This window comes from Bradyrhizobium sp. 14AA (genome assembly GCF_054185205.1).
The window spans coordinates 40,509-62,999 of the sequence record NZ_JAVAYM010000022.1; the positions used below are offsets into that span (position 1 = coordinate 40,509).

General features: G+C 62.1%; 26 protein-coding genes and 1 pseudogene. 9 read left to right on the plus strand and 18 right to left on the minus strand.

From position 1 onward, the window contains the following. Nucleotides 1–33: 33 nt before the first annotated feature. Complete coding sequence (locus RAD15_RS31680) at nt 34–666, minus strand: DsbA family protein (protein WP_458182304.1); 633 nt, start codon at nt 664–666, stop codon at nt 34–36. 112 nt (nt 667–778) lie between these two features. Here RAD15_RS31680 and RAD15_RS31685 point away from each other — a divergent pair, with 112 nt between their 5' ends. Then, entirely contained in the window at nt 779–1,690 is a 912-nt protein-coding gene (locus tag RAD15_RS31685) for a LysR substrate-binding domain-containing protein (protein ID WP_458182305.1), read from the plus strand. Between the two features lie 15 nt (nt 1,691–1,705). Here the strand turns inward: RAD15_RS31685 and RAD15_RS31690 are convergent, their stop codons facing one another. Both RAD15_RS31690 and RAD15_RS31695 read right to left on the minus strand, forming a co-directional pair. Continuing rightward, nucleotides 1,706–1,885 (minus strand): hypothetical protein, encoded by a 180-nt coding sequence (locus RAD15_RS31690; protein ID WP_458182307.1) that lies wholly within the window; start codon nt 1,883–1,885, stop codon nt 1,706–1,708. Beyond that, nucleotides 1,882–2,106: a hypothetical protein gene (locus RAD15_RS31695; protein WP_458182308.1), complete on the minus strand. Its 225-nt coding sequence runs from the start codon at nt 2,104–2,106 to the stop codon at nt 1,882–1,884. Before RAD15_RS31695 ends, RAD15_RS31690 begins: the two co-directional genes overlap by 4 nt. A 349-nt stretch (nt 2,107–2,455) precedes the next feature. On the opposite strand from RAD15_RS31695, the gene RAD15_RS31700 reads away from it, so the two are divergent. Continuing rightward, nucleotides 2,456–2,911: an Hsp20 family protein gene (locus RAD15_RS31700; RefSeq protein ID WP_458182309.1), complete on the plus strand. Its 456-nt coding sequence runs from the start codon at nt 2,456–2,458 to the stop codon at nt 2,909–2,911. Nucleotides 2,912–3,016: 105 nt separating this feature from the next. Further along, nucleotides 3,017–3,340, plus strand: coding sequence for a hypothetical protein (locus RAD15_RS31705; protein ID WP_458182311.1), 324 nt, complete (start codon nt 3,017–3,019; stop codon nt 3,338–3,340). A gap of 5 nt (nt 3,341–3,345) precedes the next feature. On the opposite strand, the gene RAD15_RS31710 is transcribed toward RAD15_RS31705, so the two are convergent. The 9 genes and pseudogenes from RAD15_RS31710 to hpaE form a co-directional block, all read right to left on the minus strand. Next, a complete protein-coding gene (locus tag RAD15_RS31710; protein WP_458182312.1) occupies nt 3,346–4,278 on the minus strand; it encodes a dihydrodipicolinate synthase family protein in 933 nt (310 codons plus the stop codon). A gap of 83 nt (nt 4,279–4,361) precedes the next feature. Beyond that, entirely contained in the window at nt 4,362–5,276 is a 915-nt protein-coding gene (locus tag RAD15_RS31715; protein ID WP_458182314.1) for a ribokinase, read from the minus strand. A gap of 93 nt (nt 5,277–5,369) precedes the next feature. Then, entirely contained in the window at nt 5,370–6,728 is a 1,359-nt protein-coding gene (locus tag RAD15_RS31720; RefSeq protein WP_458182315.1) for an ABC transporter substrate-binding protein, read from the minus strand. 200 nt (nt 6,729–6,928) lie between these two features. Then, a complete protein-coding gene (locus RAD15_RS31725) occupies nt 6,929–7,984 on the minus strand; it encodes a LacI family DNA-binding transcriptional regulator (protein ID WP_458182317.1) in 1,056 nt (351 codons plus the stop codon). Between the two features lie 177 nt (nt 7,985–8,161). Then, nucleotides 8,162–8,293, minus strand: a pseudogene (locus tag RAD15_RS31730) (Lrp/AsnC family transcriptional regulator); the annotation flags it as partial. Between the two features lie 23 nt (nt 8,294–8,316). Continuing rightward, nucleotides 8,317–9,186 (minus strand): fumarylacetoacetate hydrolase family protein, encoded by an 870-nt coding sequence (locus RAD15_RS31735; RefSeq protein WP_458182318.1) that lies wholly within the window; start codon nt 9,184–9,186, stop codon nt 8,317–8,319. A 29-nt stretch (nt 9,187–9,215) separates the two neighbouring features. Next, a complete protein-coding gene (gabD, locus tag RAD15_RS31740) occupies nt 9,216–10,670 on the minus strand; it encodes an NADP-dependent succinate-semialdehyde dehydrogenase (RefSeq protein WP_458182320.1) in 1,455 nt (484 codons plus the stop codon). A gap of 35 nt (nt 10,671–10,705) precedes the next feature. After that, nucleotides 10,706–11,686, minus strand: a complete 981-nt coding sequence (gene hpaD, locus RAD15_RS31745) for a 3,4-dihydroxyphenylacetate 2,3-dioxygenase (RefSeq protein WP_458182322.1) — start codon at nt 11,684–11,686, stop codon at nt 10,706–10,708. A gap of 30 nt (nt 11,687–11,716) precedes the next feature. Then, complete coding sequence (hpaE, locus tag RAD15_RS31750) at nt 11,717–13,234, minus strand: 5-carboxymethyl-2-hydroxymuconate semialdehyde dehydrogenase (RefSeq protein ID WP_458182323.1); 1,518 nt, start codon at nt 13,232–13,234, stop codon at nt 11,717–11,719. Nucleotides 13,235–13,952: 718 nt separating this feature from the next. Between hpaE and RAD15_RS31755 the strand changes: the two genes are divergently transcribed. Beyond that, nucleotides 13,953–14,648 (plus strand): DUF899 family protein, encoded by a 696-nt coding sequence (locus RAD15_RS31755; RefSeq protein ID WP_458182325.1) that lies wholly within the window; start codon nt 13,953–13,955, stop codon nt 14,646–14,648. A gap of 490 nt (nt 14,649–15,138) precedes the next feature. Here the strand turns inward: RAD15_RS31755 and RAD15_RS31760 are convergent, their stop codons facing one another. Together RAD15_RS31760 and RAD15_RS31765 are read right to left on the minus strand one after the other, a co-directional pair. Beyond that, nucleotides 15,139–15,324, minus strand: a complete 186-nt coding sequence (locus tag RAD15_RS31760) for an inorganic diphosphatase (RefSeq protein WP_458182327.1) — start codon at nt 15,322–15,324, stop codon at nt 15,139–15,141. 98 nt (nt 15,325–15,422) lie between these two features. Continuing rightward, the gene (locus tag RAD15_RS31765; protein ID WP_458182329.1) at nt 15,423–15,650 is read right to left on the minus strand and encodes a hypothetical protein; all 228 of its coding nucleotides are present in this window, start codon (nt 15,648–15,650) and stop codon (nt 15,423–15,425) included. Nucleotides 15,651–15,846: 196 nt separating this feature from the next. Here RAD15_RS31765 and RAD15_RS31770 point away from each other — a divergent pair, with 196 nt between their 5' ends. The 4 genes from RAD15_RS31770 (at nt 15,847) to RAD15_RS31785 (ending at nt 19,396) form a co-directional block, all read left to right on the plus strand. After that, a complete protein-coding gene (locus RAD15_RS31770) occupies nt 15,847–16,266 on the plus strand; it encodes a CopG family transcriptional regulator (protein ID WP_458182330.1) in 420 nt (139 codons plus the stop codon). A gap of 4 nt (nt 16,267–16,270) precedes the next feature. Continuing rightward, the gene (locus RAD15_RS31775; protein WP_458182331.1) at nt 16,271–17,440 is read left to right on the plus strand and encodes an extracellular catalytic domain type 1 short-chain-length polyhydroxyalkanoate depolymerase; all 1,170 of its coding nucleotides are present in this window, start codon (nt 16,271–16,273) and stop codon (nt 17,438–17,440) included. A gap of 121 nt (nt 17,441–17,561) precedes the next feature. After that, nucleotides 17,562–17,927: a response regulator gene (locus RAD15_RS31780; protein WP_458182333.1), complete on the plus strand. Its 366-nt coding sequence runs from the start codon at nt 17,562–17,564 to the stop codon at nt 17,925–17,927. 350 nt (nt 17,928–18,277) lie between these two features. Then, a complete protein-coding gene (locus RAD15_RS31785; RefSeq protein WP_458182336.1) occupies nt 18,278–19,396 on the plus strand; it encodes an ATP-binding protein in 1,119 nt (372 codons plus the stop codon). A gap of 180 nt (nt 19,397–19,576) precedes the next feature. Here RAD15_RS31785 and RAD15_RS31790 read toward each other — a convergent pair whose 3' ends face one another. Beyond that, nucleotides 19,577–19,822, minus strand: coding sequence for a hypothetical protein (locus tag RAD15_RS31790; protein ID WP_458182338.1), 246 nt, complete (start codon nt 19,820–19,822; stop codon nt 19,577–19,579). Nucleotides 19,823–20,073: 251 nt separating this feature from the next. Here RAD15_RS31790 and RAD15_RS31795 point away from each other — a divergent pair, with 251 nt between their 5' ends. After that, nucleotides 20,074–20,310 carry a hypothetical protein gene (locus tag RAD15_RS31795; protein WP_458182339.1) on the plus strand — a complete coding sequence of 79 codons (237 nt, stop codon included), beginning with the start codon at nt 20,074–20,076 and terminating at the stop codon, nt 20,308–20,310. An 868-nt stretch (nt 20,311–21,178) separates the two neighbouring features. Here RAD15_RS31795 and RAD15_RS31800 read toward each other — a convergent pair. The 3 genes from RAD15_RS31800 to RAD15_RS31810 all read right to left on the minus strand — a co-directional run bounded on the left by RAD15_RS31800 (nt 21,179) and on the right by RAD15_RS31810 (nt 22,349). Beyond that, nucleotides 21,179–21,451 carry a DUF1488 domain-containing protein gene (locus tag RAD15_RS31800; protein ID WP_458182340.1) on the minus strand — a complete coding sequence of 91 codons (273 nt, stop codon included), beginning with the start codon at nt 21,449–21,451 and terminating at the stop codon, nt 21,179–21,181. Nucleotides 21,452–21,818: 367 nt separating this feature from the next. Further along, the gene (locus RAD15_RS31805; protein ID WP_458182341.1) at nt 21,819–22,010 is read right to left on the minus strand and encodes a hypothetical protein; all 192 of its coding nucleotides are present in this window, start codon (nt 22,008–22,010) and stop codon (nt 21,819–21,821) included. 69 nt (nt 22,011–22,079) lie between these two features. Then, complete coding sequence (locus tag RAD15_RS31810) at nt 22,080–22,349, minus strand: hypothetical protein (protein WP_458182343.1); 270 nt, start codon at nt 22,347–22,349, stop codon at nt 22,080–22,082. Between the last annotated feature and the right edge of the window lie 142 nt (nt 22,350–22,491).

Here is a 22,491-nt window from a genome sequence, read left to right on the forward strand (position 1 = left end):
CTCTCCATTGAAAGGGAAAATCAGTTTGGGTGATCAGGCGGCACGGAGTTGCGCGGCCAGCAGATCGAACCGCCCGAACAGCATGCTGCCGTCCAGCAGCCTCCGCCCGGCGCCGTCGCCAACCACCAGGGCCGGCACGCCATTGGCCCCAAATCGCATCATGTCGGCGCGCGCAGCCGCGATCCGCGCCTGGTAAGCCACGATCAGTGCTTCGTCAGGCGCCCGTACGCGGCGCCCGGCATCGGCCAGCTGCGCGCCCTCGAGCACGTCGGCGACGACCTGAAGACTGGAATTGTCATGGCCGTCGACATAGCGGGCGCACTGCAGGAGCTTGAGCGCCTCGAGCTGACGAGCGGGGGCGGTGAGACCCACGGCGACGATGCCAAGGGTCGCCGCCGCCGAGTCGAACATGCTGCCGGTCTTGCCGAGAATGCCAGAGCGATAGGCCTCGCTGAACGGCAGGCCAGTCAACCGCGCGATGCGCTGATCGTTCTGCCAGGCATGGGCCGCAAAATGCTGGTCCATGGTGCGCGCCGCCGGGCCCGCAAACAGGCCGGTCGGTGCCAGCACCAGCGTCGCATCGTCGAGCGCGGCAAGCTGCTCCAGCACCGGCGATGCGCCGTAGCACCAGCCGCAGAGAGGGTCGAAGAGATAGGTGATCTGCATGATTTCAGGCCGCCAAGGTTCGGTGCGGCAGAACCTAGTGGCGCATCATTATTTGATAAATACCTGGTAATAGTACATATTGTTTGCCATTAGCTAACAATTGCGATGACCCATGGAAGCGATCAACCTCAACCGCCTCGCCTATTTCGCAGCCGTGGTCGATGCCGGCTCGTTCACGCGCGCCGCGGAGCGCCTCGGCATCACCAAGACCGTCGTCAGCCAGCAGGTCGCACGGCTCGAAGCGGAATTGAAAACGGCTTTGCTGCTCCGGACCACCAGGAGAGTCGAGCCGACCGAAGCCGGCCGGCTGCTGCATGCCCGCTGCGTCATGATCCTGCGCGCGGCGGAAGACGCCGTCGACGAGCTCGCCCAGACCAATGCCGAGCCGATGGGCGTGCTGCGGATCGCCGCGCCGAACGACTATGGCGCAACGATGATCGCGCCGCTGGCGGCGAAGTTTGCACGAAAATATCCGGCCTGCGGTGTCGAGCTGATCCTGTCGGACACGCGGACGGACCTCGTCGCCAACCAGATCGACCTGTCGGTCCGGGTCGGCTGGCTGAACGATTCGAGTCAGCAGGCCAGGCGGATCGGATCGTTTCGCCAATTGCTGGTGGCCGCGCCGGACGTTGCCGCAGCGTTCAGGAGCAAGACGCCCGACGAGCTTGCGGCGCTGCCGTTCATCGCCAACGGAGCGCTCGACGAGCCGCTGGTCTGGCGCTTCACCCGACACGATGTCGAAAGCCGCACAGTCCGCATGGAGCAGTCGATCTCGATCAACACGACGCCTGCGGTGCTGGGAGCGGCGCTCGCCGGCGGGGGACTCTGCGTGCTGCCCGACTACCTGGTCGCGGAGCACCTGAAATCGCGCCGGCTGGTCCACGTTCTGCCGTCCTGGAGCTTGCCGATGGGCGGCATCCATGCCGTGTATCCCGCCGCCCGGTTCCGGCCGCCGAAAATCACGGTATTCGTGGCCATGCTGGTGCAGGAGGGCCGGAGGCTCGCAAGCAAGTTTCCGGAATGAAACGTGCGGGCCTGCTCACGCCACCGATCGCTCTGGAAAGCCGCTTTGCAGCGCGTCGAGCAATCGCTGCTCTCGCTCGATCCGCGCGCGATAGAGCTCGCGCTCGCTCTCGTTCCTGGCACCCGCCAGCAACAGGCGATAGTGCCCGATCACCTTCTCGCTGCCACGGATGAGGAGGTCACGAACGTCACTCATCGTTCAGCTCCCGTGGTGGACGAAGCCGGTAGCCTGTTCGGAAGCGCGAATGCGACGGGTACGGCACCGGCGGCGAGAGCCGCGAGCGCGGTCTGCTCCTCGGTGAGGCGTCGTTCGATAAACTGCCGCTCAATGTCCGACAGCTTCGTCTTCAGCAAGCGTCGATAGCGGCAGAGGTTGTTTCGGTGCGCGCGGATGCGGGCCAGATCTTGATCGAGCATCGTCGTCACTCCTGACGGTCTTTCACAGTCCTTTTCGAATTTGCGGGGTCGGAAGATGCGTCTTCCGACGCAGAAAAATATTCGGGCGTCGTCCGCTGTCAAGACGCTCTCTCGCCGCCTCCTGGGTTCCTCGGAGGCATTGGCCTGCCGCCGAGCAGCTCCCTCAAAAAAAAATTTAGCCCCCCTCTTGCAAGGTCCTTGCGGCGCTCTAAGTCGTTTTTCGCCGCGAGAGCGGTGTGCCGGATGCCCGCTCGGGTCCGGCGCGGGCGCCGGGCCGGGGTCATCGGATCCACTCCGATCTCCTGTCATGCGCTCCTTCGTAACCATCTTGCTCTTTGGAGGACTTGGTATGAGGACCACCTTTGACTTCGCGCCCCTGTGGCGCTCCACCATCGGCTTCGACCACCTGGCGGACCTCGTCGACAGTACGTTGCGTCAGGCGGGCGAGGACAATTATCCTCCCTACAACATCGAGCGCTCCGGCGAAGATCACTACCGGATCACGTTAGCCGTGGCCGGCTTCGGCGCCAACGACATCACCGTGACCGCCGAACAGAACGCGCTCACCATCGAGGGCAGGAAGCCCGACAGCGCCGCGCGCGAATATCTCTATCAGGGCATCGCGGCACGCCCGTTCCGCCGCGTGTTCAATCTCGCCGACTACGTCCAGGTCAAGCAGGCCGCTTTTCAGGACGGCCTCCTGACCATCGATCTCGTGCGCGAGATTCCGGACGCCATGAAGCCGCGCCGGATCCAGATCGCCAGCGCCGCGTCGCCGCAGATCGAGCAGAAGAAAGCGGCTTAAGCCGCTCGAACGCGTTCGACAGCGACGACCATGGCGGATGGCGATTCGGATCGCCATCCGCCGATCAGACCATCCCTTCGAAAGGAGTGTAGAGGGAGACAAGAGATGACCAATGCCGATGCAACCGCCAGCGGCCTCGATCCGCTGTTTCATCCCGCCGCATACTATGCATCGCCAAACGCCGTTCTCGACGACAGCGAGCTCTCGACGGCGGAGAAGCGGATCATATTGTCGTCGTGGGCCTCGGACATGTACGCCGTCGAATCTCATCCTGCGCTGCGCGAGATTCCCGGCGTGGATCACCCGATCCGGCTCACGGACATCCTCGTCGCGCTGCGCAAGCTCGATGACGACGGCGACCCGCCGCCCGGCGGCGTCCCGATGCGGCTGCGGCGGCCTTGGGCCGCCGCAACGCAGTTTCGTCCGTGATCCGATCAGCGCGCGGCCGCAATCCTGGCGCGGAAGCTTTCCTGCCCCTGCATGATCTTGTCGAGCAGCGCATCGAGCGCCCAGAACCGCTCGCGGATGTCGAAGTCGACGGCCCGGCTGCGGACGCATGAGAACGTGCCGAGCCGCTGATGGTACAGCTTCGCCAGCTTGGGATATCCCATCGGCTCCGCCATCGCGGCGAGCGCGAGGTAGACGGAGAGCTCGTCCGCCAGGGCCGGATGCTTCGCGCTGTGAGCGAGCAGCCATTTGTAGAGATCGGGGTGGATATTCGTGAACACGCCGGTGAAGCCGGCAGATCCGCACTTCATCGCGTCGAAGGCGATCGCAGCATTGGCGTTGACGATTGCAAGCGATGAATTCTTCGTCAGCGCCACGCGGCGTTTCACGGTGTCGAGATCACACGAGACGTCCTTGAGGATGGCGAAGCGTCCGCTCTCGGCGCAGAACGCCAGCTCGTCGTCGGACAGCAGCCGGCGGAACGGCGCCGGGCATTCATAGAGACCGAGCGGAAGACCGGCGGGCAGCGCATCGAGCAGGCCGCGCAGATTGTCCATGAACACCGTGCCGCCCTGCCCCTTCGGATCGAACCGGTTCGTCACCAGCACCAGCCCGTCCACGCCGGTCGCGGCGATCGAGGTCAGCTCGGTCACTTGATCCTCACGCGACTCGCTGACGTGGCCCGACGCGATGACGGGCACCCGTCCCGCCGCCTGCCGCACGACGAAACGTGCCAGCTCGACGCGCTCCGCGACACTCAGGAACTGCATCTCGCTCGACTGGGCCACGGCGAACAGCGCGTCGGCGCCATTGGCGATGTACCATTCGATGAGATTTTCGAGGCCGGAATAGTCGATAGCATCAGCTTCGGTGAAGGGAGTCAGCATCACCGGAATGATGCCCTTGATGGTTGCAGTCACAAATCAGCTCCAAAGACGTTGAGATCAGTGACGGGCAAAGAGCCCGTCGAAAAGAGACATACGCGCAAGTCCGCCGGCGACGCTCACGACAGGGCCTCAGCGGTGGGCATTCCTCGCTGCGCGCCGTGGGCAAGGCACGCCAGCGAGGCTCCGCGGCACGCGCGGGCAAGCGTTTCGTGCCAGCCGCGCCCCTCGTCAAGCCCCGCCGCCAGAATGCCGACGAAGGTGTCGCCCGCCCCGGTCGTATCGATCGGAAGAATTCGCTCGGCCGAAACGGCGTGGCGCGTCCCATCCGGATGAAACGCGCGCGCGCCCAGCGGTCCCGCGGTGACGATGCAGGTCACTCCGCCGGTCGCCGCGAGAACGGCCGCGGCCTCTTCGAAGCTTTCGCCGCTCCAGCCCAGCCGCAGCGCAGCGACACGGGCCTCATGCTCGTTCACGACGAGGACACTGGTCGCGTCAAGGAGCGAACGGAGATCGGCCGTGCTCAGCCGCTCCGGCACGGGCGCGAGATTCCAGATCACGCGACCTCCTGCCGCGCGGACGGCGCGGGCAACGCTGAGCGAGGCCGGAAGCGGGACCTCCATCTGAAGGACGAGGGTCGTCGCCGCGGAAAGTTCGGCCGCCGGGATTGCGTCGGCCGCAAGATATCCATTGGCACCGCTCGCGACCGTGATGGCATTCTCTCCGTCAGCGCTGACGGTGATGAAGGCGCATCCGGTCGGCTCGGTGCCCGCCGTGACGCGGTCGACGATGACCCCGTTGGCCGCAAGGTTGTCGATGCACAGCCGGCCGAATGCATCCCGTCCGATCCGGCCGACCATGGCGACCCGCCCCCGCGACGACACGCGCGCGGCGGCGACCGCCTGGTTGGCGCCCTTGCCGCCGCAGAGCGTCGCATACCCGGTTGCCAGGACCGTCTCGCCGGGCCTGGCAATCGCGTCGACACCGGCGACGAGGTCGACGTTGATGGAGCCGAAGACGATGATCAGGGACATGCACGATCTCCACGGAGCTTCGCCTGCAAGTACGGTGATCTCAAGTACGGTGCTCACGCGTCCTGACGCGTGAGCGTAACGCTTGGCCGGCGGTCAGTTGCCGGCCACTTCCTTGATGCGCACGATCATGTCGTCGACGGCCTTCTCGACCGGCACCTTGTTGGTGACGATGGCGTTCACGGCCTTCATCCAGACGTTCTCGTTGTTGAGCGTGGTGAACTTGTAGTTCTTGCTCATCTCGTAGCCGCCGACGCCGGCGAAGAACTGGTCGCGCTCGGCGCGGCGATGAACGTCGCCGTCCCAGAAGGCGGACTTCTGGCCGGCGGTCTTGACCGGGAACCAGCGGCCGAGCGCGCCTTCCACGTAGGGCTGCAGGTTCTCGTCGCGCAGCAGGAACGAGACGAATTCCTTGGCGCGCTCCTTGTTCTTGGCCTGCTCGAAGATCAGGCCGACCACCACGGAGGCGCGGGTGTGGACCGGCGTGCCGTCCGGCTTGTTGGGCCAGACCATGGTGCGGATGCGCTCGTAATAGTTCTTCTTCGCCTCGTCGCGCTGCTCGGCGGTGAGCGTCTCGTTGGTGGCGTCGTCAAGCCATTTGCCGGGCACCGAGATCGTCGAATTGTGCGTCATGATCGTCGTCTTGTTGTGGAAGGCGACGTTGTTGTCGGGATCCTTCCAGCTCGTCGCCGATTGCGGCGTGCAGCCCTTGGCCGAGATCTCGATGTAGTCCGTCATGGCGGCGACGAGACCCGCCCTCACCTTGGGGTCGTCGACCAGGAGCTTGCCGTTGTCGTCGACGAGCACGACGTTGTAGGCGTCCATGAACACCAGGAACGAGATGAAGCTGTCGGTGGCGTCGACGCCCATGGGATGGCCGATGCCGTAGATGCGCTTGCCGGATGCTTTGCGCACCGCGGGCTGCGCCTTGTCGCACCAGAACGACCAGAAGCCCTTCCAGTCCTTCGGAAGGTCGGTCTCCTTGAGGCCGCCCTCCTCGAGCATGTCCTTCCAATAGTGCAGATGCAGCGTCGCCTGCTTGAGCGGAAAGGCGTAATAGGCCTTCGCCTTGGTCTTGTCGTTGTACAGCATGACCGTTTCGAGCGACTGCGGGGAGAACTCGCCCTTGATCGACGCGAGGACCGAGCTGAGATCGACCAGCTTGCCTTCGGACGCCCACTTGCCGGCGCCCTGGAAGTGGTAGGTGTCCGCATAGCTGACGTCGGGCGGACTGCCGGCATCGAGCGCCGCCACCAGCTTCGGCATCATGTCCTGCGTCGCATATTGCGACAGCTCGACCTTGACCCCTGTCTTGGCCTCGAACTTCCTGATGACGTCGAGCAGCGCGTCCTCTTCGGCCTTGTAGTAGCCCTTGTTCCACCAGACGACGAGCTTCTCCTCGGCCGCTGCCGGGCTCACCGTCCCCATCACCGGCAGGACCAGTGAAACCGCCATCGAGCAGTTTCGGACCCACCGCAAAAGGCTATCGCGCATTGTCGCTTCCTCTCCGTCCCATTCCGGCGAGATGCCCGCCGGTTACTTTTCAAGGCTTTTGAAACGCGGTTATGTAAGCGCTTACATAGCCACTGTCAAGCGACCCCGGCAGAGGACTCCGTGCATCTTGAGAAAGACGCCCCTCGTCCGTCCGTCAGGGCTCAGCGGCCCCTGGGCTCGCCGGTGCTCTCGCGAATTTTCAGGACCGGCACGATTTCCCGGGACTGCGCCTGCGCTTGCTGGCCGGCGATCACCGCGAGCAGCTCGTTGGCGGCCAACACGCCGATCTGCTGGTTGTCGACCTTCATCGTCGTGAGCCCGGGAGAAAAGCGCGACGAGATCGCAAGATCGTCGAAGCCGGTGATCGAGAAATCCCTGGGCGCTTCCAGGCCGCTTTCCCGTGCCGCCATCAGCGCACCGAGCGCCAGATTGTCGTTGCCGCAAACGATCGCAGTGGGGCGGGTTCCCACCGCCCGCGTCATCAGTCTCGCAAAACTCCCCGCGCCGAATTCCAGCGTCGAGGGTCCCATCAGCAGATCCTGCGCGGCCATCTCCAGACCCGCGGCCGCGAGCGCTTCGCCGACGCCGCGAAGTCGTTCCTTCACGCGATCATTGTTGGTGTCGGGCTGAAAGATCGCGGCGAACCGGCGGTGGCCCAGAGACAGCAGGTGGTCCGTCATGCGACTGAAGGCGGCGCGATTGTCGAAGCCGACGCACGGATGCGGCGACGCTCTGTTGTAGGAGTACGTCACGACGTAGGGAATGCCCCGCGAGACGAGCGCGTCGAAGAGCTCGGGCGGATGGCTTTCACCGACCACCGCCAGCGCCTCGACGCCGCGCGCGAGCATGGCATCGGCCTGCCTCAGGCCTTCGTCCGGATCATAGTTCGAGCAGCCCAGGAACAGCGTGAAGCCGCGCTCGCTGAAGACGCTCTGCATGCCTCCGATCTGGTGGGCGAAGATTTCGTTGTCGAGCGTCGGGATGATGGCGCCCGCGATATGCGTCCTGCGCGAGGCCAGCGCCCGTCCGGCGGCATTCGGAATCCAGTTCAGAGCGCGCGCCGCGTCCTTGACGCGCTGCCTGACCTCTTCGGACACCTTGTCGGGCTCGTTGAAGGCACGCGATACCGTCGCGGTCGAGACATTGGCCTTGCGGGCGACCTCTTCGAGCTTGACGCGGCCGCTGCCTCCGCGCGCTCTCTTTGAACCGGCTACCATCCCCGCCATTTCGCTCGAATGCCAATGCCCTGGATCAGTGCATGGCCATGGTATTCAATACTTGACCAAGTGCAATCCATGACGTTCGACGGCTCAAGCCTTTCTGGATCGTCTGGACCGTGATGCACCTTCGCTTCGGGATCGCGAGCTCCCCGCAGGGCGTTTCTCGGCAGGCATCAGGTGCCCAAGCGGCAACTGCGAGGTCTGCTTCAGGCGATCGAGAACGATGGACGAGCGCACATGCGCGACGCTACCGTGCGGCAGAAATACGTCGTTGAGAAGCTCCGAGAGCGCCTTGAGGTCGGTGATCGCCCGACCTTCGTCGACAAGGGTCACACCTCGTCTGCGATCGTGTTGCGCAGGACGCCGATGCCCTCCGCCTCCACCTCGACGACGTCGCCGGGCTTCAGCCAGATCGGCGGATCAAAACGCGCGCCGGCGCCCGTCGGCGTGCCTGTTACGATGACATCGCCAGGAACCAGGGTCGTGAAGGTCGAGATATAGTTGATGATCTTGCGGAAGGAGAAGATCATCCGGCTCGTGCGGTCCTGCTGGCGGACTTCGCCGTTGACTCGCGTTTCCAGCTTGACGTCGGCAAGCTGGCTCTCGTCGGTATAGGGGATGAGCCAGGGCCCGATCGAGCCGGTGCGATCGAAGTTCTTGCCCTGCGTCACGTTGAACTTGGCGTGCCGCACCCAATCGCGGATCGTGCCTTCGTTGCACAACGATAGCGCGGCGATATGACCGAGCGCCTCGCTCTGCGCAATCCTGCGACCGCCCTTGCCGATCACGATGACGATCTCGCCTTCGTAGTCGAGCTGCGGGCTCTCCGGGGGACGCAGCAGAGCTTGTTCATGGCCCGTGAACGAGCGCGGAAAGCGGATGAAGAGCGAGGGATTTGAGGGCGCCGCCTGCCCGTCCTTGTACTCCTCGTTCCGGTCGGGAAAGTTCACGCCGACGCAGATGATCTTTTCCGGTGCCGGCAGCGGAATCTCATAGCGGATGTCCTCGACCGGAAAATCCACCGGTAGCGCGGCGCTCTCCTCGGCGAGAGACACCAGCGCGCCGTCCTCGATCACTTCGCGCAAGGTGGGCCAGCGTTTGCCGTGACGGGCGGACAGATCGATCACACCGCCGTCCGCGAGCAAGCCGTAGCCGAGCGAGCCGTTGCGGGTGAAGCTGATGAACCTCGGGCGAGACATGGGTGAAGCTCCCTCTTCTAGTTGTGTTCTCAGGTCACGCCGCCGAGACAGACATATTTGATCTCGGTGAACTCCTCGATGCCGTAGCGCGATCCCTCTCGCCCCAGCCCGGAAGACTTGATGCCTCCGAAAGGCGCCTCCGCCGTGGAGATCAGCCCGGTGTTCACGCCGACCATGCCGTATTCCAGAGCCTCCGCGACGCGGAACACGCGGGATAGATCCTTGGCGTAGAAGTAGGACGCGAGACCGAACTCGGTGTCGTTGGCCTGAGCGATGACGTCGGCCTCGTCCTTGAAGCGGAACAGGGGCGCCACCGGGCCGAAGGTTTCCTCGCGTGCAACGGCCATGTGTGAGGTGACATCGACCAGCACGGTCGGCTCGTAGAACGTCCCGCCCAAGCGATGGCGCTTGCCGCCCTGGATCACGCGCGCGCCGCTTCGAACGGCGTCGGCCACGTGCTCTTCGACCTTGGCGAGCGCGGGTTCGTCGATCAACGGACCCAGCACGACGCCATCGTCGAAGCCGTTGCCGGTCTCGAGCTTGCCGACAGCGGATGAGAGCTTCTTCGAAAAGGCGTCATAGACGCCGTCCTGGACGTAGAGGCGGTTGGCGCAGACGCAGGTCTGCCCGTTGTTGCGAAACTTGGCGATCAGCGCACCCTCGACCGCCGCGTCGAGATCGGCATCGTCGAAGACGATGAACGGCGCATTGCCGCCGAGTTCAAGGCCCAGCTTCTTGATGGTCGGCGCACTCTGGCGATAGAGCTCAGCGCCAATTTCAGTGGAGCCGGTGAAGGTCAGCTTGCGGACGGTGGGGTTGGAGGTCATCTCGGCACCGATGGCGCGCGCCGAACCCGTGATGACGCTGAACAGCCCGGCGGGAAGACCGGCGCGCTCGGCGAGAATACCCAGGGCGATCGCCGAAAACGGCGTCTGCGAAGCCGGCTTCAGCACCATTGCGCAACCGGCGGCCAGCGCCGGGCCGGCCTTGCGGGTGATCATCGCGTTGGGAAAATTCCACGGCGTGATCGCTGCCACCACACCGATGGGCTGCTTCATCACGAGGATGCGCTTGTCCTTCTGATGTCCGGGAATGATGTCGCCGTAGACGCGGCGCGCCTCCTCGGCAAACCATTCGATGAAGCTCGCGCCATAGGCAATCTCGCCCTTGGCTTCCGCGAGCGGCTTGCCCTGTTCCAGGGTCAGGATGCGACCAAGGTCGTCCTGATTTTGCATCATCAGCTCGAACCAGCGTCGCAGGACCTGCGCGCGCTCCTTTGCGGCGCGCGCGGCCCAATCCTTCTGCGCCGTTTCCGCGGCGGCGATCGCAGCCTTGGTCTCGACCGCGCCGAGGTTCGGCACGTGGCCGATCACGTCACCGTTCGCGGGATTGGTGACTGCAATCGCGTTGGCGCGATCGACTTCGATCCATTTGCCGCCGACCAGGGCGGCCTGCCGGAATAGCGTCGGATCCTTCAATTGCATGTCGGTGCTCCCTTTACCGCCCTCGAATGCCCCAATCAGGGCGCGATGATCGGCTGGGCCGCCAGATCGGAGTCGCGCGGACTAACGCCGGCGAAGAGACTGCCATGCTCGAACCAGGATCTCGGTGCGGGCGCTCCCCACAGCGTCTGACGCTGCGGATCCTTCAGGTCCCATTTGATCGGTTCGAGATCGGGATCGACCGTCTGGTAATCCGAGCAGTAGATTTCGATGCGGTGACCATCGGGATCGAGAATGTAGAGGAAGAAGGCGTTCGAGATGCCGTGGCGGCCCGGACCTCGTTCGATGTTGGACACCCACCCGGTGGTCGCCATGAGGTCGAGCAGATCGATGATGTTGAGCGGGGTCGGCACCCAGAATGCGGTGTGGTGCAGCCGTGGGCCGCGGCCATTGGTGAAGGCCATGTCGTGAACGCCACCCTTGCGATGGGCCCAGGCCGCCCAAAGCCGTCCCGTCTCCTCATCCGCCGTGTACTCCGTCACGCGGAAGCCGATCTCGTTGTAGAAGGCGACGGCTTCATCGACGTTCGGCGAGAAGCAATTGAAGTGGTCGATACGGAGCGGCTTCACGCCCCTGTAGAGGGCGTATTTCTGATGGATCGGCGGCAACCGGTCCATCTTCGAATAGAACTCGAGCGGAATGCCTTGGGGATCGCGGGTGCGGAACGTGCGCGACTGATAGGGGCGCTCGACCCATTCGACCGGCAGCTCTCTGCTCTTGAAGTACTGGGCCGCCTTGTCGAGATCGTCCTCGCTGAACACCTTGAAGCCGAGATCGCGGGCCTCGACCTTGTCGGACTTCCTCAGCACGATGCAATGATGGCCGCGCTCTTCCATCGCGCGAAGATAGATCGCATCGGAGCTCTCGTCGGTCACCTGCAAACCGAGCGTGTCGACATAAAACGCGCGGGACTTGGCAAGATCACTCACGCCAAATTCGACATGGCTGAGACGCACGATGTTGAACGGCGGATAAAGGTTGGGCTTGGGCAATGCCATGATTTCCTCCTTTGGTCTCTCGCGGAGCGCTTAGCCGCCTAATTTCTGGATGTTGTGCGCCGTGGTTGCGAACGAGACGTTCTTCGTCTCCATATAGAAATCGAACGACCAATCGCCGCCGTCGCGGCCGATGCCCGAGTTCTTCACACCGCCAAAGGGCGTCGGCAGGTGGCGGACATTCTCCGAATTGACCCAGATCATGCCGGCTTGCAGCCGGTCGGTGAAGCGGAAGGCACGCGTGACGTCGGCGGTCCAGAGATAGCCGGTGAGCCCATACTGAACGTCGTTAGCTAATGCGAGCGCCTCCGCCTCGTCCTTGAACGGGATCGCCGTCAGGACGGGGCCGAAGATCTCCTCCTGCGCGATGCGCATGGCGTTGTTGGCGCCGGTGAAGAGCGTCGGCGCAACGTAGCAACCGCCGCCGGGCCCGTCGACCTTGCGGCCGCCGGTCGCGATGGTGGCGCCCTCCGACCTGCCGATCTCGACATACTCGAGGACCTTCTTCTCGTGCACCGGATGGATCAACGGGCCGATGACGGTCTCGGGGTCGAGTGGATGGCCGACCTTGATCCGGCCGGCCTTCTCGGCGACGATCGCCGTGAACTTGTCGTAGATGCTCGCTTCGACGAGGAGACGCGAGGACGAGGTGCAGCGCTCGCCGTTGAGGGAGTAGATCATGAACACCGCCGCGTCCGCGGCGCGCTCGAGGTCGGCATCCGCGAACACGATCACCGGATTCTTGCCGCCGAGTTCGAAATGAACACGCTTCAGCGTATCGGCGCCTTGTTTCATGATCATCGAGCCGGTGCGGCTTTCGCCAACGAAGCCGATCGCCTTGATGAGCGGGTGCTCGGTCAGCGCCTTGCCGGCATCCTCGCCAAGACCGTTGACGAGATTCCAGACGCCCTTGGGCAGACCGGCCTCTTCCGCGATCTCGACCAGCAGACGCGCGGTCAACGGCGAGAATTCGGCTGGCTTGTGCACGATGGTGCAGCCGGCCGCGAGCGCCGGCGCGATCTTCCACGTCGACAGCATGAAGGGCGTATTCCAGGGCGTGATGATGCCCACCGGGCCGATCGGCACGCGGGTGGTCATGTTCACCTGACCATCCGCACGAAGCGACCTGCCGTCACGCGCCTCGGGCGCCCGGTCGGCAAAGAAGCGGAAGTTCTCTGCGCCCCGCAGCGCGGCCTTGGCCATGAATTTCAGCGACTGCCCGGTGTCCATGCATTCGACGAAGGCAATTTCTTCGGCGCGCGCCACGATGGCATCGGCAACTTTGTGCAGCAGCTTTTTCCGGGCGTCCCCGGATGTCTCGGCCCATTGCGGAAACGCCGCCTGCGCCGCCTTCGCGGCTCGATCGATGTCCGCGGCCTTGCCATGCGCCACCCTGGCGAGCGGCTTCAGGTCGACCGGAGAGATCGTTTCGAAGGTTGCATTGTCGGCAGACGGGACGTCTTCACCGGCGATGCGGTTGAGGACGCCCTTGTCCTTGAAGCGGGCAAGATGGCGCTCCGCCTTGTCGATATTTTCCTGAAGCTTGGACACGACGGTTCACTCCCTTTTTGCAGCGCCGCACCTGGGCAGCGACCTCTACCTGTTTTCGCAAAGCCGGAGGACGGACGGCGCAGACCCTTCAGCGCATCAATCCCGTATGCCGGTAGATATACTTAACATGTTAAGTATTTTGCGATCTGTCAAGAGCTTTCGCGCGCCCGGCGCAAACTTGGCGCGAGCGGTTCCAAGGAGCTCCAGGAGAAGCCCGTTCAAAAAAGCAGATCTATCCGCCATCCTCGTGCAGCAGGAGACCTGCGACATCGTCCAGGATCGGGTGGAGTTGGGTCGTCAGGCCGAGTGCTGGTCAGTGCGCGGGACGCGCGCGAAGGCCCCCAACGCAGCGTTGTGTCGCAGAGCTGTGCATCAGCTTCCCAGCCAGGCCGGTTTCAGCTGCAATGTCAGGGGAAACGGAGCATCTGGCTGGGGCGGGAGGGATCGAACCTCCGAATGGCGGAATCAAAACCTGCTTGATTATTCAATGATTTCAACGGGCATTTGGAACAATACGCTTAATTCGGCCCCAGTAAGATCAATAGCTTGGCAGTTGTTTCCAAATGAAAGGCGGCCTGCGCGACTTGAGCCAGTCCTCAACCTTTCCGCAGTTTGCGCGAACGAGAGGACGGTCTCGGCGAAGTTAATCTTTTGAGGTGTCGGAACGAGGCGCCGCCGGACGTCTTCACGGATATCGGCCCTAACCAGAGGTCACGCCATGGATAGTTCCATCGTGAAGGCTGCTTCCGAACTTGCTGGTACGAACAAGGCCCATTTTCCCAACGAAACCGCCGATTATCGCCGCGCCCGGCAAGGCCTCCTGACGGAGGAAATCGAGCTGCGTCGTCACATTGAGCGTGTCGCTGAACTGCGTCGGGCGCTGCCGCTCGGCGGCGAGGTGAAGAAAGACTACGTGTTCGAAGGCGAGAACGGCAAAGCGAATTTCGCTGATTTGTTCGACGGCAAGCAGACGCTCGCGATCTACAGCTACATGTTCGGGCCGCAACGGCAGACGCCATGCCCGATGTGCACGTCCTTCATGAGCACATGGGAGCACAAATTGCCTGACATCGAGCAGCGTATCGCGATCGTCTTCATCGCGAGGTCGCCGATCGCGCGGTTGATCGAGGCAAAGAAAGCGCGTGGCTGGACGCGGCACAAGGTCTTCTCTGACATCTCCGGCGATTACACGCGCGACTACGTCAGTGCCGAGGATGCCGACGTGCCCGGCTACAGCGTGTTCACGCAGCGCGACGGCACGATCCGGCATTTTTGGTCCGCCGAGATGAGCGGCACGATGGCCGACCCCCACCAGGATCCGCGCGGCGCGCCCGACCTGGATCCGCTCTGGTCCATTCTCGACACCACGCCAGAAGGGCGCGGCACTGACTGGTATCCAAAGCTCGCTTACTGAGCGCTCCTGCTATGGCTGACAATGCGTGCCCGCGGCTTCGCGGGCACGCTGCAATTGCATCGAGAGTCCGCCGCTGCACGTTCCACAACAGGATGAGTTCGGCAGTCGAAGAATCAGGCGCACAACTTCAACGATTGACAGCTTCAGATCGGCGAGGCGCGCCCACCGATACCGACATTAAGTTCAGGTTGCGATCCGAGCCGCGAGAGCCCTGCGTCCCGAACGCAGTAAGTATTTTCTAAGTTATTGATTTTTATCGAAGTGACGGAGGTTACCGTCCCGTTTTGTTCATGGTCGTTTCACCCAATTCGTTGCAATATCGTTGCGGCTTCAGAGACGCGAACAAGAGGTGCCGAAGACGTGAGATCGCCGGGGCTTGGTCGCACGACGAAGCGGCGCATTTCCAAATGCCGACTTCCAATTGACAATCTCAGCTGAGCAAGGGTCTTGGATTTGGCAGCAATTCGCATTTCAAGCGCAACAGTATCTTTCAGACGGGCCGCTTAAAGCCCCAGTCGTAAGGATAGGTAAGCCCCGTCAGCAGTGACTTGCTGAACGCGAAGCTTTCAAGCTTAGGGTCATAGGCGAATTTGGCACGGCTTCCGCGCGGCGTTTCCACAACGACATGGACCTCCCCATCTTCCGTAAAGGGCGGCAGGTTGAAAAAATTCGGCATGACGTACTGTCTCTGTTAAGCGGAGTGCTAAGGAAGAGAGAGCGGATTTCGATCACCTTCGCGCAAAAATGCCGCCGCGCCGGCTGAGTACATCGCGCTCACTTTTGTGCCGAAGGCGCCTGGGCGTTTGCCTTGTTCGCATCAGCCTTGTTCGCTTCGTGATGGCCGACGACGCAGCCGGCGGCAGCGCCCAGCTTGCCGTGTCCCGCCATATGACCGGCAACCCCGCCGACGACGGCCCCCTTGATGCAACCCTTTGCATCCGCCGCAGGCGCGTAAGCGAGCGAAATCACGGCCATGCAAACCGCGGTCAACATCCATCTCATGAGGGTTCTCCTGATCAAAGTTGCAGGATCAATCCGGACTGACAACCTCGGTTCCTGCGTACAGGAGCAATGGCTCAGCGAACCCAGTCGGCGCGCGACGACGCTGCCAAGGCGTGTCCGGTTTTAGGTCCCCCCTTGATGTGGAACGTTTGCCATCCATATACCATCCATGCAGATGGTGGCAGGATGGTATAAAATGCCCAGCAATGTTCACGAAATCCGACCAAAGCCCTCCGACACTGAAAAAATCACGATCAATCTTGGTTTCGTCGATCTCGGTCACGTCGACTTGATGGTGCAGGAAGGATTCTACTCGAACCGTACCGATTTCATCCGAACCGCAATCCGCAACCAGCTCGAACGTCACGCCGACGTGGTCAAGCAATCCACGGCGCGAAAGAGCCTGGACCTCGGCTTGCGGAACTTCAGCCGCGAGGATCTCGAGGCGGCGCGGCGGGCGGGCGAGATGCTGCACATCAATGTTCTCGGTCTCGCCGCCATCGCCCAGGACGTCACACCCGAGCTTGCGCGCGCAACCATTGCCTCCGTCTCCGTGCTGGGAGCTCTGCACGCCAGTCCGGCCGTCAAATCCGCTCTCGCCGACAGAACGAGTTAAGACAATGCTGAAACTGGACATCGTTCGGGAAGCCACACGTCTCACGCGCTCTGGCCAGCTCGTCGAAGCCACGGCGCTCCTCCAGCACATGCTCCGGGGTCAGAACGCGCCGGACCTCACGGCCCCCACCACACAGCGCTCCACCGCGACAGAAAAAGAGCTGCCGTTGATCGACGCCAAGGCGAATGCCGCCGAGACGAGGGCGCGGCCGCGCACGGCTCGCGCGCCGTCGGACCTCGCCAAGCATCTCCCCGGCTTTGGACTCGGAGGACCGCTGAGGCGCGCTCCGCCGCCCACGGCGGACATCATGCCGGACGGCGCCAAATTCGTCGAAGGCATCTACGGAAATGCTGCGGGAAGCCGGGCCTACCGGCTGTTCATCCCCAGCGGTTATCAGGGCCAGGCCATTCCGCTGGTGATCATGCTCCACGGCTGCACGCAGTCGCCGGAGGATTTCGCCGCCGGCACGCGCATGAATTTCATCGCGGAAGAACAGACCTGCTTCGTAGCCTATCCCGCGCAGCGGACTGAGGCGAACCAGGCGAAATGTTGGAATTGGTTTCGTCCCGCTGACCAGCAGCGGGGCACAGGCGAACCCTCGCTCATCGCCGGCATCACCCGCCAGATTATGCGCGATCATGCGGTCGATTCACGGCGCATCTACATCGGCGGACTGTCGGCCGGGGCCGCGGCCGCCGCAGTCATGGGATCCACTTACGGCGATCTGTACGCGGCGATCGGCATACATTCCGGACTGGCCTGCGGGGCCGCAACCGATCTTCCCTCTGCGCTGATGGCCATGAAGCAAGGCGGCGGGTCCGAGGCAATGCAGGGCGACGGTCCGTCCATTCCGATGATCGTCTTCCACGGCGATCGCGACACCACGGTGCATTCGAAAAACGGCGGTCAAATAGTCCGGCAGTCGGTCCGCGGGACGAGGACGACGGTAAAGGTGCATCGCGGACTGGTACCGGGAGGGCATGCCTACACCCGCACGGTACATACCGACACCGGCGGCCGCGGTATCCTCGAGCACTGGGAAATCCACGGAGCCGGACACGCATGGTCGGGAGGCAGCCCCGCCGGCTCCTACACCGATCCGGACGGACCGGATGCGACGAGGGAAATGCTGCGTTTCTTCCTCGAGCATTCGCTCCCACGTAGGCGAAACTAGAAGTACCGTCCGCTTGTCGGGGACGCGGTCGGCAACCGCCAGCTGATCGCGCCCGACGGAACTTCGCCAGTTGCCGGCCGTTCGAGATTGGTAAGAAACATCGTGACTTGAGGAGCCCCGGGTGCGCGTACTTGTCGTCGAAGACGACCCCCTTGTCCGTGAGTTCGTCGTCGAGACCCTGCGCGAGGCGGGCTACGAGGTAATCCACGCCAGCACCGGCGAGGAAGCGTTGGCATGGTGCAAGCGCCAGGTCGCGGACGTGCTGGTGACCGACGTCAGGTTGCCGGGAACAATCGATGGCTGGCAGATCGCAGAGCGCTGTCGCGAGAATGACCCCGGCCTGCCGGTGATCTACGCAACAGGGTTCTCTCCCGTGACACCCCGTCCCGTGCCCGGCAGCCTGTCCCTGCAGAAACCCTATCATCCGGACGAGGTGGTCAGAGCCGTGAAGCAGCTTAGCGAGGATCGAAACGCCTCGCCGAATTAGATCCCAGCACCGGACCGCCTCCCCTATCGGCTCGAGGCAACCAGGTCGGGAGGTCGGGAGGCGAATGTCACTTTTGATCGGACATCGCCCGCCCATTAGACTAGAAGCTTTCGGGTTCGGCTTGTTGGCCTCGTGGTGACCGATCCGCAGCCGGCCGCTGCGCCAAGCCTGCCGTGTTCTGCCGAGGAGCCCGCCTCCCCGAGGCTTCACGAGCTGAAAACGGACGTTGCTGAACCAGGCGCCGCAGCAATTTCGACAAGCCTGAGCTATAGTTAGACCGACGCAAGCAAGCCATGGGGCCCGTTTTGAGCAATCCAGATGACAGAGCTGCGGACCAAGGGCATGAGCGCTTGGCTGATTTCATTCGGCATAACGAACGCGCAATCGTCCGGGAATGGATCGAGTTCGCGCGGACCCGCTCGCCGGCGAGCGATGGCATGTCGAAGCTCGCTCTCGAAGACCATATTGTCGATATTCTCAAATTCGTCGCTGCCGACCTGGAGTCTCCTCAAACGCCGGCCGAGCAGGTAGATAAGTCGCACGGCTTAGACCAGGGAGACGAGTCGTTTCGTCGGAGTGCCGCAGAAATTCATGCGGCTCTTCGTCTCGCCGACGGCTTCGATATCGATCAAATGGTTTCGGAATATCGGGCCTTGCGGGCGAGTGTCGTCAAGCAGTGGGTAGCGCACCACAAGAACCTTGCCAGCACCGATTTAGATGATCTTACCCGGTTCAACGAAGCGATCGATCAGGCGGTTACAGAGTCAGTCGCTCATTACACAAAAACCATCAATAATTCCCGGAATCTGTTTCTCGGCATCCTTGGTCACGATCTGCGCAATCCCATAGGCGCTGCTTCCATGGCCGCGCATTGGATGAAGCGCGCGGGAACAACAGATCCGAAGCAGGCGAAAATGGTGTCCGATCTCGTTCGGACGACGGACCGTGCGACGCGGATTCTAGACGATCTCCTCGATCTCACTCGCTCGTCTTTCGGGACCGATATCCCGATTGCAAAATCCCAAACCGACATGGCGGCGCTGTGTCAGGCAATTGCGGATGAACTGCGCAGCATCAACGAGAAGCAACTTCTCATAGTCACTCACCAAGGCGATCCGAGCGGTCTCTGGGACGCGGCACGGATGGGACAGGTGCTATCCAATCTGATTGGCAATGCGATCCAGTACAGCGACGCATCCAGTCCGGTCACGGTGATGATAACGGGCAACGATCCCCGCACGCTCAATGTGAGCGTTCACAATTTTGGTCCACCGATTCCTCCTGAAAGCCAAAAGACTATCTTTCAGTCGTGGATGCGTGCCCCGGTCAAGGACCCCGGCGAGCACACGCATCTGGGCCTCGGACTCTACATCGCGAGACTGATCGTCGAAGCTCATGGCGGTGACATCGCCGTCACCTCCGAGGAGGCGGCTGGCACGACGTTTACAGTTAGCCTTCCGCGTTCGTAATTTTCCCTCTGCTGCGGCTATCCTCATTGTGATGTGCGGACTCGCTGAGACGCTCCCGCAAACCAGGGCCGCGAATTCAAGCTTTGCCGAGGGCATGAAGTTTTCTGGCCCCCTTGGATGGCCCGTCGGCGACTGGCGCCGTTCATCGAACTAGATCAAGGGCCTTTGGGGTGAATCCCGTCATCGAGCGGACTTATGCTGCGGCTCGGTCGTCGCTTCTTCGCAGTTTCGCAGGCTTCTTGCTTGGCGATCCTCCTTCTGGCCGCTATAGATGCCTTTTTTGGCCTCTTGTCGCGCCTGCCTGACTTCCTGACCGACGCTCCGCCGCAGGCTTCCATCGTCGACGACGTTGGTCGCCGGCTTTTCTTTCGGCACGATCCGCTCGCCGGCGCGCTTCTGATTGAAGAGACCGATCAGCGCGGTCACGCGGCCGATCGTAACCTGGAATCTCGCGGATCATCGCGACGGCATCATGGGCAGTGCCGGGCTCCAAACCTGATGCGGAGAGAGTACTCATTCCGGACAGGAGGGACCCATGGCAGGAGCAGCGAAAGCTGTGGCTGGACACGGGCAGCAGGATCTTCTCTGCATGATTTATAAGGACGACCGGTCCAAATGAAAAAGAGGGCGCCGATTGACGCGGCCTCATTTGGAACATTCAAAAGGATGGTGCGGATATGGCAGCCGCGAATGACAACTCTGATGTCCATTTAGTTCGGGTCACCACAGATGACCGCAAACATCAGATATGGGTTGCCGCGACTCCGCGCGAAGAAGCCGTTAGTCAGGTCTTGAACGCCATCCCTGAGGGGTGGACAGCAGCATTGCTGAGCAACAGGCTGGGACGTCAGGAAGCGGAAGCCCTGAACCTCCGGCGCGGAGAGGTTCGAGAGATCACCTCAAAAGCAAATTAGGACACCCAGAAACTCAGTTGCGGAACAACGGGTTAAATATGGACAGCACCCCACATGAGTTAACTAAAAGGGAAGGGAAACATGCCAGCTTCACCGGACCCGCCATGGCTGCCCAACGGCCCGCAGGACACGGACCCGGCCGTAGGATCGCTCCCAGGCCGTTGCACAAAGATACGGCGGCAAGCGGCACTTGATCAAGGCCTCGGGAAATTTCTCCCTGCCCTCGCCTCTGCTACTTTCGCGCGCGGCGCAGAGCGGCCTCTAGTTATCCCTCCGCTTCAACGCTTGCGGCGCGCGACGCGACGTAAGACTGCCTGAAACAGGTCCGTGGAAATTCATGTAGGATCGTGACGATCCAATTCGCATCCAGAAGTTGGTAGGCCCGCTGGTCTGAGATCCAGACGAAGCGTGCCTCCGTGAACTCCCGGGTGACCTCGCATCACACGAAGGCCGCATCAAGAAACAATGGCTCATTTCGATTTCAACGACCGCCGCTGGCTTTGTAAGAGCGGCGCTGGCCGCACGTTGATGCTTGCAAGGTCGCGACGCTCGTCTTCTGATAACTGCCAATTCTCGCATTGACTGCAAAGCTGCCGAAAAACGTCATGTAACTTGCTCCGAGCTACCTTGACGATTTCGGTGTCATCAAATTCACGAGGGTTCAGGAAGATTGGCAGAGTAAACCTGGACCGATGACCTTCGAAATCAAACGTCAAACAGATGTCCTCGCATCGTTCATTCGACGAAACCACTTCGATGCGAGCGATCCTAATCTTGAATTTTTCCATTGTCTCACTGCTCGATCGACGGCGAGCATGTTGATTGTTGTCGGACGACCGCGGCATCGTTGGTCATGGCAGGCTTTCGTTCAAGAGCGCTTCGTAAAATTAGCGGCCATCAGATCATAGGAGCCCCTGCTGCCGCGGAGGTACACTTTTGCGGCGGCGGCAAATATCACATCGCGATGGCAATCAAACGCGTTCAGGAAATCAGATTCATCGAGGCAAGCATCCGGTTGAAGTCGCTGCAACGCGCCTTCCTCTATGAAGAATGATGCCTCAATCGCGCTATCATATCCCCAAAAATGCACAGCACGCCGCGTTTTGTCATACGAACGGCTATGATTTGGAAATTCGATCATTGGGTTGGACCGATCAAGTTTCGCAAACTGCGTGCTGTCTGCATCGAGGGAAACTCGATGCGATGGTCACTCTAAACGTGCACGCTGAGAAGCACCGCCGCTTCGCCAACATCGCTCTCGAGAGTCGGCAAGCCCAAAGCTTGCGCATCGGGGAAAACACGCCGAAGCGATCCGGCTGCGCTAAGTCTGTAAATAGCTACTCTGGAATCGAATTGCAATCGGCTCGCGGCAGGTACACTGCGACGGCCGTCCCTATTCGGTCGAGCTTCACCGCACGCGCGATATCGTCGCGTGTCCCGGGAGTGGTATCCCTAAAAAGATGTGGCGGGCCTTTGCTCATGATTGCAATCCCTTTCATCGCCAATGTCTAGTCGCGCGAGCGACTTTGCCAAAGCGTCACAGCCGCAACGAGCTCCGTGTAATCGACATCTTTGAATTCCTGATCCCAGCGCAGCAGCTCGTGGGCGATCTTATGCGGAGTATAGGCGCGTAAGCTGAAGCCAACCGCAAGATGCCGCGCGGCGGCCAAATCCATCGTCTCCGTCGTGACGTCCTTCATAACCGAAACCAGGTGCCGACCCGCGACCGACTCAAACTGCTCCCGGCGGTCCGCTGAACAAGGAGCCTGTTAGCCATCGGATATGCCTGCGTCGATGCGCTGCGCGTCCGCCAAATCCAGCGGACCGATCGAGATCACCTCCATCGCCAATCCCCGCGAGCCCTCAGCCGGTACCTTGATCATGGTGGCAACGCGACGGAACGCTGCGAACGAAAGGCTCTCGATCATCTCCTCGTCGGTCACGACCTCATAGGCGCCGGCCGGCAAAAGGCGGTCGATACTCCTGATTCGGAACGGATGGTTGAAGGTGACGACTTCTCGTCGAGAACGGATGGTCATGCGCGCCTGCCTTTCGCAAAACGCCAGCGCTGCCCGCAAAGCAGGATGCGCTCCTTCCGCCGCAAAAGCCAACGCTTTCTTCCCAATCGCCCAATGAAAGGCAGCTTCTTCGCGCGCTCGTGCGCTGTTGCCACGGCCGCCG